This is a genomic window from Paenibacillus sp. FSL H8-0034, assembly GCF_038000305.1.
GTDB lineage: Bacteria > Bacillota > Bacilli > Paenibacillales > NBRC-103111 > Paenibacillus_S.
This window is the reverse complement of sequence record NZ_JBBOBS010000001.1, coordinates 4461951-4474219: the sequence shown is the minus strand read 5'-3', so window position 1 is coordinate 4474219 and position 12269 is coordinate 4461951. Positions and strand designations below refer to the sequence as shown.

General features: G+C 37.5%; 13 protein-coding genes. All 13 read right to left on the bottom strand.

Annotation, left to right across the window (positions count from 1 at the left end; genetic code table 11):
* Positions 1–265: 265 nt before the first annotated feature.
* Positions 266–724, bottom strand: a complete 459-nt coding sequence (locus NST47_RS20110) for a DUF2269 family protein (RefSeq protein ID WP_341156712.1) — start codon at positions 722–724, stop codon at positions 266–268.
* A gap of 13 nt (positions 725–737) precedes the next feature.
* Positions 738–1466: an NAD(P)-dependent oxidoreductase gene (locus tag NST47_RS20105; RefSeq protein ID WP_341156711.1), complete on the bottom strand. Its 729-nt coding sequence runs from the start codon at positions 1464–1466 to the stop codon at positions 738–740.
* Between the two features lie 337 nt (positions 1467–1803).
* Entirely contained in the window at positions 1804–2136 is a 333-nt protein-coding gene (locus NST47_RS20100) for a winged helix-turn-helix transcriptional regulator (RefSeq protein WP_341156710.1), read from the bottom strand.
* A 271-nt stretch (positions 2137–2407) separates the two neighbouring features.
* Positions 2408–2644, bottom strand: coding sequence for a hypothetical protein (locus NST47_RS20095; protein ID WP_341156709.1), 237 nt, complete (start codon positions 2642–2644; stop codon positions 2408–2410).
* Between the two features lie 5 nt (positions 2645–2649).
* The gene (locus NST47_RS20090) at positions 2650–3078 is read right to left on the bottom strand and encodes an SRPBCC family protein (RefSeq protein WP_341156708.1); all 429 of its coding nucleotides are present in this window, start codon (positions 3076–3078) and stop codon (positions 2650–2652) included.
* Positions 3079–3297: 219 nt separating this feature from the next.
* Complete coding sequence (locus NST47_RS20085; RefSeq protein WP_341156707.1) at positions 3298–4017, bottom strand: metallophosphoesterase family protein; 720 nt, start codon at positions 4015–4017, stop codon at positions 3298–3300.
* A 45-nt stretch (positions 4018–4062) separates the two neighbouring features.
* Entirely contained in the window at positions 4063–5538 is a 1476-nt protein-coding gene (locus NST47_RS20080) for a DUF4340 domain-containing protein (RefSeq protein WP_341156706.1), read from the bottom strand.
* Positions 5539–6978, bottom strand: a complete 1440-nt coding sequence (locus NST47_RS20075; protein ID WP_341156705.1) for a GldG family protein — start codon at positions 6976–6978, stop codon at positions 5539–5541.
* A gap of 2 nt (positions 6979–6980) precedes the next feature.
* A complete protein-coding gene (locus tag NST47_RS20070) occupies positions 6981–7844 on the bottom strand; it encodes a hypothetical protein (protein ID WP_341156704.1) in 864 nt (287 codons plus the stop codon).
* On the bottom strand, positions 7828–8784 hold the full coding sequence (locus NST47_RS20065) for an ABC transporter ATP-binding protein (protein ID WP_341156703.1): 957 nt from the start codon (positions 8782–8784) through the stop codon (positions 7828–7830). The genes NST47_RS20070 and NST47_RS20065 overlap by 17 nt, the downstream gene beginning before the upstream one ends.
* Positions 8785–8798: 14 nt before the next feature.
* The gene (locus NST47_RS20060) at positions 8799–9665 is read right to left on the bottom strand and encodes a carbohydrate ABC transporter permease (RefSeq protein ID WP_341156702.1); all 867 of its coding nucleotides are present in this window, start codon (positions 9663–9665) and stop codon (positions 8799–8801) included.
* Positions 9666–9674: 9 nt separating this feature from the next.
* Positions 9675–10580 (bottom strand): ABC transporter permease, encoded by a 906-nt coding sequence (locus NST47_RS20055; protein WP_341156701.1) that lies wholly within the window; start codon positions 10578–10580, stop codon positions 9675–9677.
* A 107-nt stretch (positions 10581–10687) separates the two neighbouring features.
* Positions 10688–12250 carry an extracellular solute-binding protein gene (locus tag NST47_RS20050; protein WP_341156700.1) on the bottom strand — a complete coding sequence of 521 codons (1563 nt, stop codon included), beginning with the start codon at positions 12248–12250 and terminating at the stop codon, positions 10688–10690.
* Positions 12251–12269 lie beyond the last annotated feature (19 nt).

Genomic DNA, 12269 nt, shown 5'->3' with positions numbered 1-12269 from the left:
AAAAATTTATTGCTTATATCTTCAAGAGGTTTTTTAGTATAGGTTTGTTAGTTAAAACTCTCTATCGTTATACAGAACCGTTGCACAAGTATGTTGCAGTTTATGGAGTGTCGCTTTATGGTTATTTGCACGAACATCCGCTTCTATTGCAATTTCCTCAATAATTAATTCTACAGATCTTCTTTTCCATATTCGAAAGTCCTTTTACCGATGTTTACGATACGTTAGCGGTCAAAATGTGGCTAGAACGCTCCCATCGGCTTCTTTAAAATGGCTTAACGACCATAAGCACCAATATGGCAATTATCAGCAGCTGTGCAGCCGTCTCGATTGGTACGATCTTCTTTATCAGCAGTCCGAACTCGGCGGGTATTTCATTACCCTGGTCTTGACTTTCAGATATGATCTTAATGATCTTTTTCATACGAGGCTCGATCCATCCGTCGATCATGACGACCATGAGCAGCGATAAAAGGATGGATACATTCAGCCACATTTGGGATAACCCCATCTTGGTTATGAACATAAGCCAAATCCCGGTTAAAATAAGTACGGATCCGCCAATTTTAGGGATTATGGCAAGTTTGGTCGTTATACCAAAAGCAAAGTGCAGTTGGTCGACGGTTCTAGCGGATCTTCGAATGATGGGCATCCCGAAAACGGGGCCAATTATGGCGATCGAAGCCAATATATGCAAAACGAGCAGTAATCCAAACAAACCCATTACCCCCTTCTCCTCAGCGCACCATAATATTGCTTTGATAGGCTAGACCGACCCTTTTTCTCTTAAACGCTCCTCCGAGCTCAAGATGGTCCAACATACATGCTGCGACATCGTCATAAGCAACATTCAGCTCTTGAAATCGGCTGAACAAGTAACCGGCTATATCTGCCTCGGAATATTCCTGGATCGTCTCCGGAATCGGAATGGGCAAGGTTTCCGTTGTTACATGTAGACGAACTGCATCAGATTGCACTCTCGAATCAATCATTGTTCCCGGACACATAATGGACCAATCGAGTTGAGTCTGTTGCAGCCTTTCGAAATTCCGATTGTGATTTCTATACTCAGGTGGGAAGCCAGGTAAATTGTTGCCGATGAGATCCGTATATGGAATATCCAGCAGGCCGGCTCCTCCCATTATCCATACCCGCCCAGAGAAACTAGGTTGGAGTTCACATTGGCTTATAATGTTATCGACGATACGAACAAACTCTTCTCCCTGGCCCGCATGGCCTGCTGCAATAATAGCGACGTCATGATGCGCGAGCGCCTCACCAACGCTCACCGGGTCCGTAATATCGTCCACGATCACTTTCACATGCTTTGCGGAATCCTCATCTAATTGGTCATAAAGCTTCTCAGAATTTCGCACAAATGCGGTCATTTCATGCCCCAATTTTATCCCTTGTCCCAATACTCTTTTCCCTGTATTCCCCGTCGCTCCAAAAACAATAATTTTCATTGTGCTTTCCTCCTCTAAAATAGACCCCAATATTTGGTTAACTCCAGCTTAGCATCGCTTCAAAAATATGTTAAGAACCCACTTTAAAGTAGGGTACTTACTTAAAAGTAAGCATGACAGAAAGGGACACCATAATTATACGAGGAGGTCGGGAGGACAGGAAAATTCTAAAGGCAGATTGGCGACAATTCTACACTATAAGGAGTTTTATTAGCTCAAGCCTGATAATTAATTCATATCAGAAGTGCGACTGCAGGTAAACAAAAGCTGCCCGGAATCCCGTGGCAGCTTTTGTTTTGAATTGATTGAATTAGTGTACAAGTTCATCGAACCAGCTTTATGACGCCGACTCTTCATATTTCCGCTTATTATGATTTTCTCCCCAAGCACACATGACTTCTGCTACAGGAATCAATGTTCTGCCGTATTCACTAAGAGAATATTCTACTTTTGGAGGGATAGTAGGGTAGACCGTTCTATCGACTATGCCTTCTCGTTCCAAATCTCGGAGATGTTGTGAAAGCATTTTTTGTGAAACATCAGGTATAAGCTTTTCCAGATCGTTGAATCTCTTTTTGGATTCAATCAAATGCCATAAAATCATTGGCTTCCATTTGCCACTTAAAACATGAATGAGTGTCTCAACTGGACATTCACGCTGATGAATCATTGATAAATCATCCCCTTACTTTTAAGTAAGTGCATTACCTAAAATTAACACTACAAAATTAATTTTACGATAGCGCTACAATCTAGTCAATCATTGAAACTAAAAAGGCTACAGACACTAACGAATGCAGTACTGACCTCTGCCCTACCTACTATCCGTCGGGAATGGGATAATCATCAGACACCTGGTCACCAGGCCACCGTCGAGATCCGGCATCAAACATGGGATAAAATGAGGCATTGTAGGACTAAAATCCCCATCATCCGAACGTTCAAGCAACTGCTGTACGTAAGGGTGAAACACTGTGAAATTCGAAATTCGGTAAATATCGCGGATCTGCAAATCGAGCCGGGCAGCCGCCTGTAACGGATGTCCACCCCGCCGCATCTCCGTTTTCGAAATTGTCGCTGAACAGCGACTTGGAATTGGCAAATTTGCTGCTGCTTACATTGCTCATAACGGTAACTTTCAAGTCGCTCAGGTTTGTTTCACCGATCCGTGTTATCAATGGTTCTAAAATTTCCGTTTATGATATGGAAGACCCTCGCCTTCTTCGCAATACTGTTTAAGACTGTACAAAAAAATAGCCCAGTTATAATTACATACGCGATAAAATGCGGTAACTTCCGCCCAATTCATTTGACGAAAAATGATTGAAGTTTTCCCGTTTTTCCCTTCCATATCAAAAGAAATTGTCGTACCTATCCATTCTGGATCTGAATCAACACACTGCCACAAAATCCTTTTATCGGTAACAAGCTCATCAACTCGCATCTTGGTTAAGCCCTTGCCGCCGAATCGGAACTCATTTATACAACCGATCTGATCATTGACTATTAGTTCATTTGTCCATATTTCTGAAAGTCCTTTTGCAGTGGTTAATGCTTCATATACCGTTGAAGCTGGAACATTTACGGTTTGGAAGTGCTCGATATTTGCCATATTGCTGATTCCCTTCTCTATCAGAATTTCCAAGAATATCCTTTGATTATACCATGGCACGGTTGATGTGATTTCTTTTCGATTGCTTATTTTTGAAATAACGCATTAGTCAACCGTGCCATTTGTGTCACCTCACGAACAAGCGCGATCAGCCGCTAGAGTTTGGTGCGAACGACTCTTGCCGCTAACCTTCTTCATGAAAATCTTCTCTACTCCCCTCTAGTTTTCCCCGAAAAAGACTAGAGCTACATCTAGTTCTCCTCTTTGCTTGAGTGTTGTGGACAAGGCTGCCTGCAGCAGGGGTGAGCGATCGTATTGTAAGCTCTTCATATCGATACGTCCATCTGTAATCGTCATATAATGTGCCTCTTTAGATGGATCGTCAGGTCTGCGATACGAGATGCTTCCCGGATTCATCCATAGTTCATGGTTGCTTAGATAATGAATGGCTCTCCGATGCGTGTGGCCGAATATCATTCGTTTATGTTCCATGCTAGTAATCGGTTCCTTGGTCTGCTGTTCCCAGAAGCTATCATAATGATGGAGACTGGGAATCGTCTCGTAATTGTTGTACAGATGCTGCATGGTATATCCAATAGAATCCATAGTGAACGCAAGTGAAAGAGGCAGATTTTCCAAAAATTCAATATCCGCCTCACCAAGCTTTTGAGCATTGTCATGCGCCCAGGTTCGCTCTTCAAGCGAAACATTCCACAATTGATCTTTGTTGCGATATAAGGCGGCTACACGCTCATCATGGTTTCCTTTCACGCACAAAGCCTTATGCTCCATAATCCATTGTAGGACTTCCTTGGGAAAAGGTCCGTAATCAACCAAATCTCCTGCACAATAAATGACATCACTGTCTTTTTCTTGTTTCCATATGTTTTCTAATGCATAAATATTGGCGTGGATATCAGAAATAATCAGTGCCTTCATCGAGCGCCATCCCCTTACTATGTGATAAAGAACTTAAAAGTGAACTCAAAATCTATCTGACAAAATATCCTTACAGGCCATTATGACTTCATCAACGGCTTGTTTATTTATTAAATATTGAGCAGCTCCATCACCTACTTTTACTAAATAGAAGTTATCATTATATGCATAGAAAGTTACGGTCTTTTCTCCTTTTTTAGTTGTATATGTTATCGTAGTTAAAGGATTTCCAGGCTTTTCTACAGATTCTATAACCGCATCAAAACTTAGTCCTATTATCATTTCATAAAACTTTCTTAATTGATCAACCTCAACCACTTTACCGTTAAATATTCCGCTTTGTTCTTCACCTGGAGTGGATTGATCTCTTGCTATTGGTAATTTTTTATGATTAATTGTTACATTGAATTTCGAAGATGAAGCTTCTATTGAAATTTGATCACAATCAACAATATTGATTAAAGCTAAAAAGCGATCTATAAATGAAATGGGCTCAAATGTAAGTAAGGAATGGATGCTTTCTCGGTTTATCGAAAATATATAGTTCTTGTCAGCAAATTTAGCATAAATGATATCTCCGCTTGCATCACCTAACATGAGATGATATTCATTTTTATCATCTTGAATTGTCAGCTCTAGTGCTGGCACCGAAAGTCCGTAATGTCCCAAGTCTAACGGCTTCTCATCAACTAGGGTTAATACTTTTATCGTATTATTAGTTATATTGGTAGTACCCCCAGGCAATCCAAAAGTCCTTTTAGCAAAATCCTCCAAGTAAACCTCCCTGTCAGGTACAGGATACTTCATAACTAAATGATTAGTTGGTAATAGATGTGCTCCGGGTAAGGATGCAGGTGTAGACTCTTTATTTTGTTTTGCTTTTAGATCTAAAAAAGGCTTTCCTGATTTAAGGATCTCAATCGATTTTAAGTTTTTTAAATTAATTTCAGGCATTTTTTTGTCAAGCAACTCGTTTAAACTTACTAATAATTTTTTTGCATTACCGCTATTCATTAGATAAATTCCCTTTTCATTGTTAATAACAACATAATAATTTGTCTGATCCGGAGTTGGGTTACCTATTTTTATTGTATGAGTTCTACCATCATTAAGAGTAACAGTCATTTCAGCATGTGCAGGGTCTAACCCGAATGGCTTTAAATTCGTTGCATGTTCGTCAAGCAAATTGAATTTGGTTAAAGCACTTACAGCAATATCGTTTAACAAATTCTGGTCTACCGGAAAGTCCGGCTTGGTTTCCAAAGCCCAATCCATACTCTCGCTACCCGAAATCGCCTTTGTAGATACTAATTTAATCACACCAGCTGTGTTAAAGATTTTGATTTCTTGTACATCGCTTTCACTGCCACCAATCGAAAATGTTGGTGTTGATCCGGTAGTTTCCGCTGCCGCTGCTTGAGTTCCTTCTTTTTGATTGTTAGTTTGAATGGCAAATTGAGTAATCAGCAGGATAACCAAAACTGTGACTACCGCGATAAAGAATATGATTTTCTTTTTCATTTAGCTATTTCTCCTTTTAGCCCAAACCACAATACCCGTAACTAAGATTATCAATGGAATAACAATTACGGTCACTAATGTGATGATAACCGCTTGTGCGCCGCTTAATTGTAATTGTGCAGCAGCATTAGGAGCTTTAGGAGGGATGTAGCTTCCGCTTTCTTTGCCTTGAGTCCAATTTATTGAATTTACCAGGAAATTATAGTTCGTTCCTCCGGATACGGAGTTGGATTCAGGTGATATTAGCGTATCTGTACCAATAACGACTAATTTTGTTTCCAAATAAGATTTCGTATCCGTATAATCCGTAATCATGACTGCCAAATTAAATGGCCCTGACATATCGTCATTCGCTTTTTCAACACTTTGAGCTGAACTATTTTTGGCATATGACTTAGAGGAACTGGTTAATAACGGAGTTACTTTTAATGAATTTCTCTTCATACTATTTTGTTTAAGGCCAGTTGCTACCGGCAGCAATACTTTGTATTGTTTGTCTGCTAAATTTTGGGTGATTTCATTGGCTTCCAGATTAGGCAGCAATACCGTAGGTTGATTGGGTAAAGAATGATTGGTATTAGGTTCTATGATCACTTTATTGTCTACAGACACTCCATAGGCACCTACAACTGACATTAAATTAGGAAAAGCAGAAGTAGTAAAATTAAGTGCAAAAACCGCTCGTCCTCCATTTTGTAAATACGTTTTTACTTTATTTACCATATTTGATGTCCAGTCTTTGGCAGGTGTTGTTACAAAAATTAAGTTTGCCACTTTGGGAACCTCTTCTGTTAATAGATTTATATCCTTCATTTCATAATTGGCAAGTTTAATGGCATCAGTGAGTTTTTCTGGCAAAGATAGCTCACCATTGCCTGTTATACTATATATGATATGTGTTTTTTCACTTGTCACATGTTCAATAGCATTCGTAATTTGAGGCTCAACATCGATAGACTGTACATATTCTTTATAGGTTTGCTGGTCAAATCCGATTGTAATCATTTGCCCGGCATCTATTAATTTGAACTTATTTGTTTTTCCATTTTCCACCACAACACTGTTGCTTGAAACCGCTTGCGACGGGTCCGATTTAAATTTTTCCACAAGCTGCGGATATAAATTGGGATCTTTTACAGCAACCTGAATGTTACTGTTATATTTTGTATAATCGAGGATAATATCTTTAAAATCAGGATTTTCACTCCCAGGTTTTGTAAAAACATAAATATGTATGGGGTCTTGTACTTTTTTAATCATATCTATTGAATATTGGGATATGGAGTATGCTTTGTTTTTACTGACATCATAACTTAAATTTAAACTGGAAAAGATGAAGTTTACAATGATCAACACCGCTAAAACGACTATTGCTGTTAATGTTGAAAATGCTCCATATCTAAATTTTTTATTATTCAAGGCATGAATTAAATTCGTCAATATTACCTCCACCTTCTCTTTTCAATTCCATTTATAGTTAAATAGGTGAACGCAATAAAAAAGGTAAGGTTATACATAATGTCAGATACATGTAAAACGCCTCGCTGAAAATTAGTAAATCTGTGAAACACGGAAAACCATTGTAAAACATAAGCAATTGTACCCTCAAATAAGGTTGGCTTTATGAAATATAAAACTGCTTCTACGGCTAAGAATAAAAGGGTTACACAAACGGCCACAGCTTTATTTTTCGTACTGTCGTATACGATGAATCCAAATATACCTATTATTGCTGTAATAAAAAATATGGAGCTCATATTATCAGCTGGCAGTGCTTTTGCTAAACCGTCCATGATAAAGAACAAAAATACCGTTGCAAATGTGATAACCGCAGCTATGATTTGGTTTTCTGTTAACGACGATACAAACAGGCCAACACTAATTAAGCTTAAACCGAACAAGATAAATCCCAAATAACTAACGACAATGAGCATCAGGTTAATATCTGAAAACAGTATTAATATGATAGGAAAGATGAATGTAAGTACCGTGCCGATACCTAATACAATTGAAGCAGCTATAAATTTGCCTACAGTGATATCCGTTATGGAAACAGGCGATGTGTATAATAATTGGTCTGTTTTTAATTTAGCCTCTTCCGCAAATAACCTCATGGTCAATATGGGAATTAAAAATAAGTAATAAACCGCAATACTTGTTAATACTCCTGAAAAATCTGCTGATTGTGCACCTATATTTCCAATTACAAAATATACCGCTGAAAGTAATAATAAAAATGTCAAGAAAATATATCCTGACATGGTAGTAAAATAGGTTCTTAATTCTTTTTTAATTATGCTTGTCATATTGCATCCTTTCTCCTGTTGCTTCTAAGAAAATTTCCTCCAGGGAAAGATTAAGCGGTTGTTGTGTTAATACCGGTAAATTACTTTTTGACATAGCATGAAAAATAAATTCTCTTATATCTGTGTGATTGTCGCCCTCAAAAATAACATCCAGTGTATCGCATTCTTTACTGCCCACTATTTGTACATGCTTGATCAATGGAAAACTAGCAATCGCATGTTTAATTTCTGCTTCTGTCCCTTTAATACGAGACAACAATTTAGAACCTTGTATCAGGTTATTTGACAATTTGTCAGGAGTGTCGCTAGCAACAATTTTGCCTTTATTGATAATGATCACTCTGTCACAAACTGCACTAACTTCTGAAAGGATGTGTGAGCTTAATATGACGGTATGTTTAGTACCTAATGTTTTAATAACGTCGCGCATTTCAATAATTTGTTTAGGGTCTAACCCTACTGTAGGCTCATCTAAAATAATGATTTCAGGATTACCTATCATTGCTTGTGCTAAACCAACTCTTTGCTTATAGCCCTTAGATAAATTTTTTATTAATCTATTAGACACATCCATTATCCGTACCGTTTCTTTTATTTCTTCAATCATTGCCTTTTTTTGACTTGACTTGACTTTTTTTATATCAGCCACAAAGTTTAAATATTCATCTACCTTCATGTCAACATAGAGCGGTGGTTGCTCAGGCAAATAGCCTATTTTAGATTTTGCTTTTTCCGGCTCATCCAAAATATGATGTCCCGATAGGATAACCTCTCCTTCTGTTGAAGCCATGTATCCGGTCATCATATTCATTGTAGTCGATTTACCTGCTCCATTGGGTCCAAGAAAGCCTACAATTTCTCCATCGGCTATTGTAAAACTTACATGATCTACCGCTACATGTTTTCCGTAATGCTTCGTTAAGTTTCTTACTTCTATCATAAGTACCTCCTGAATTAACCTTTTATACCACCAATCATAACGCCTTTTACAAAGTATTTTTGGATAAATGGATATACAAGCAAAATAGGTAATGTTGTAATAAATACCATGGCCATTTGAATTTGATAGGCTGGAGGAACTGTACCCGTATCCACATTAGTGTCGGCGGCTATCGTTGTACTTAAAATATTTTTCAAGACTAGCTGTAAAGGCCATTTGTCCTTGGTGTTTATGAATATAGAGCCACTAAACCAGGCATTCCAGTGATCTACAGCATAGAATAAACCAATTGTGCTTATAGCTGCCATGGATAGCGGGAATATAATTCTGAAAATCATTTGTATCTCTGATAAACCATCAATCCTGGAAGCATCAATAATTTCTTGTGGAATCGTTTCAAAGAAGCTAATCATAACAATGACGTTAAATGTATTAATAAGTCCGGGTATAATTAAAACCCATATCGAATCGATTAAGTTTAAATTGATATAAAGAATATACAGCTGGACAATACCTGGTGGAAAAAGCATGGTAAGCAATAAGAAAAATTTAACTGGTTTTCTGTAAGGTAAATATTTTCTTGATAACGGATACGCTGTAACTACTGTAAAAATTAAATTTAATGCTGTACCTATGATCGTCACAAACATAGTTACATTAAAGCCCGTCACAAGCTGACTGTAATTAGCCAGATATTTATAAGCTGATATATTAAAACCTATAGGAAAAATAGTTATTGATCCTGTGTTAGCAGCAGCCGTAGAACTAAAAGAGATAGCAATAATATTAATAAATGGATATAAAATGGTTATACAGAAAATGATTAGCAGGAACCCATTAACATAACCGAATATTTTCTCACCTGTTGTTCGTCTTGTCATCTTAGCCTCCTACCATATGCCATGTTCTTTATCCACATATTTGACTATTTTGTTTACAGCAATAATTAAGAGTAAACCTACAACTGATTTAAATATGGTGATAGCCGTTGCAACTCCATAATTAAAATTATTCTGAATACCAATACGTAAAGCCAATGTATCCAAAATATCCGCAACAGGATATACAGGTGGCGTATAGAACAAATAAATCTGCTCAAACCCCGCGTTAAGAATACCTCCTAAATGCAAAATCAACAGCACAATAATCGTTGGTATCATACATGGAAGTGTTATATATAGAGCTTGTTTAAATCGGGAACACCCATCAACAATTGCAGCTTCATACATTTCAGAATCTATTCCGGAGATAGCAGCCAAATAAATAATGGTACCCCAGCCCAGGTTTTTCCATACTTCGGTAATGACCATAATGCTTCTAAAATAAATGGGGTCTGCCAAAAATATAATTTTATCTTGATGAAGCATCTCAACTAAAACATAATTTATGATACCTTTAGAAGAAAGAATCCCTGTCAATATACCGGCAATGATTACCCATGATATAAAGTGAGGCAAATACGATATGGTTTGGATTACTTTTTTAAATTTAGTACCTATGACTTCATTGAGTAATAATGCCAAAATAATGGGGCCGATAGTTCCAAAAATAAGTTTATATACACTGATTATGAGCGTATTACTTAAAGCGTTTACAAAATTATTGTCTTGAAACATAAAGCGAAAGTTATCGAAGCCAACCCACGGACTCCCGAATAGTCCTTTACCAATTTTGAAATCTTGGAACGCCATTAAATAACCAACAATAGGCACATACTTAAAAATGATATAAAATGCGAGTCCAGGCAATAAAAGCATATAAAGTGAAAAGTGTTTCTTGATATTATGAACAAACATTTTGGCATCTCCTCTTTACTAAACGGAGTTTATCTTTTGGTCAATAAGTGCAAGGACAAGATGTTCTTTATCCTTGCACTTGTAAGTTCTACAATAATTCGCTTACTTTACTTAGCGTTTTTAGCATATCTTTCGTTTATTTCTTGAGACATGACATCGCCTTTTAACAATTTAAATTGTTTTTCCCATTCAGCCCAACCTGCTTCTAATTCCACTTTACCTGAAATAATTTGTGTAAATATTTCAGTTGCTTTAGCTGTAATTTGTGTTAATTGTGCATCCGTTGTAGGAGTTGAGAAATAGACGACTCTTGGTTGAGTGGATAATCCTGTGTTAGCCATGTTCGTAGCTGTTTCTGCTGGCCACAGGTCTTTCCAGAACTCTCTTTGCCCTTCCATATTGCCGATGGTGTAAACGTCCCAAGCCCCATCTTGTCTTAAACCTTTTAAGTCTTTAGATAGTTTATATTCATTACCTGATTTTGTGTAATCGCTGCCTTCAACACCAACTGTCATTAATTGGTCGCCAGATGTAAAGTCGAAAATTCTTGCAATACCGTCTAAAACATCGGCATTTACTTTTGAATTCACTGCCCATATGCTAGAGAAACCAACAGGCAAATCATCTTTATTTTTTTTAATAATGTTTCCATAAGCAGATACACTTTTTGCAATTCCAGGAGCTGGTGGAACCTCAAGAACAACGACTTTAGCATTAGGTGCCTTTTCCTGGATTATAGCTAAGTCTGCAGCAGCACCCGACGAAACTCCCTGATATACACCGACTTTGCTGTTTCTTATAAGTTGAGTTTTACCATTGTTTGGTTGATAGGTTACAAATTCAGGGTCAACTATTTTGGCCCCAACTAATTCTCTTGCAAAACCTATTGCTTTTTTGTATTCAGGAGTGATTTGTGACCAAACTAATTTGTTGTCAGCCGTTTTCATCCAATCTGCGTAAGGAACACCGAAAGGTGCTAATGCGGGTTCCAAACCACTTTGTTTATCAAAAACAGCGCCGTAAGTATCGCCATCTTTACCATTTTTGTCTGGGTCTTTTGTTGCAAACTGCTTTAAAACTTCCTTATATTCATCAAATGTCTTGGGAGTTTTTAAACCTAGGTTATCCAACCAGTCTTGTCTAATAAATACTGCGCCATAACCAACGTCTCTTGGGGTAGGTAATATGTATAAGCTGCCATCTGCATTTACAAATTTGCTTTGCATTTCTTTATCATAAAATTTTTGAACATTAGGCATTTTAGGTAATAGATCAGACATTTTCTTTAACAAACCGTTGGCGCCAAAGTTGTTAATCATACCAATTGTTGTTGTATCCGTACTAGCATGAACGATATCAGGTGCCGTACCACTGTTAAATTGCAAAGTGATTTTTTGAACATAACTATCGTCAGGCATTTCTTGAACTTTAATGACCGTGTTTGTTTTTTTCTGCAATTCTGCTAATACTGGGTTGTTTGTTCGGTCACCATCTGCATACACGCCTTTGAAACCAATATTGATTGTTGGCGCAGGCCCCGCAGGAGTTGAAGATGATCCGGAAGGTGCAGGTGAAGCCGTAGTACCACCAGAGCTTGAACATGATGTCATCATAGCAACGGTCAATCCAAACGTAGCAACTTTACCAAATAAATTGAAACTCTTACTCATTGTAATTCCTCCAAAAATT

What these genes read in the sequence shown, in the direction of transcription:
- NST47_RS20110 (WP_341156712.1), bottom strand. Translation starts at nt 724, where the DNA reads ATGGGTTTGTTTGGATTACTGCTCGTTTTGCATATATTGGCTTCGATC.
- NST47_RS20105 (WP_341156711.1), bottom strand. Translation starts at nt 1,466, where the DNA reads ATGAAAATTATTGTTTTTGGAGCGACGGGGAATACAGGGAAAAGAGTA.
- NST47_RS20100 (WP_341156710.1), bottom strand. Translation starts at nt 2,136, where the DNA reads ATGATTCATCAGCGTGAATGTCCAGTTGAGACACTCATTCATGTTTTA.
- NST47_RS20090 (WP_341156708.1), bottom strand. Translation starts at nt 3,078, where the DNA reads ATGGCAAATATCGAGCACTTCCAAACCGTAAATGTTCCAGCTTCAACG.
- NST47_RS20085 (WP_341156707.1), bottom strand. Translation starts at nt 4,017, where the DNA reads ATGAAGGCACTGATTATTTCTGATATCCACGCCAATATTTATGCATTA.
- NST47_RS20080 (WP_341156706.1), bottom strand. Translation starts at nt 5,538, where the DNA reads ATGAAAAAGAAAATCATATTCTTTATCGCGGTAGTCACAGTTTTGGTT.
- NST47_RS20070 (WP_341156704.1), bottom strand. Translation starts at nt 7,844, where the DNA reads ATGACAAGCATAATTAAAAAAGAATTAAGAACCTATTTTACTACCATG.
- NST47_RS20065 (WP_341156703.1), bottom strand. Translation starts at nt 8,784, where the DNA reads ATGATAGAAGTAAGAAACTTAACGAAGCATTACGGAAAACATGTAGCG.
- NST47_RS20060 (WP_341156702.1), bottom strand. Translation starts at nt 9,665, where the DNA reads ATGACAAGACGAACAACAGGTGAGAAAATATTCGGTTATGTTAATGGG.
- NST47_RS20055 (WP_341156701.1), bottom strand. Translation starts at nt 10,580, where the DNA reads ATGTTTGTTCATAATATCAAGAAACACTTTTCACTTTATATGCTTTTA.
- NST47_RS20050 (WP_341156700.1), bottom strand. Translation starts at nt 12,250, where the DNA reads ATGAGTAAGAGTTTCAATTTATTTGGTAAAGTTGCTACGTTTGGATTG.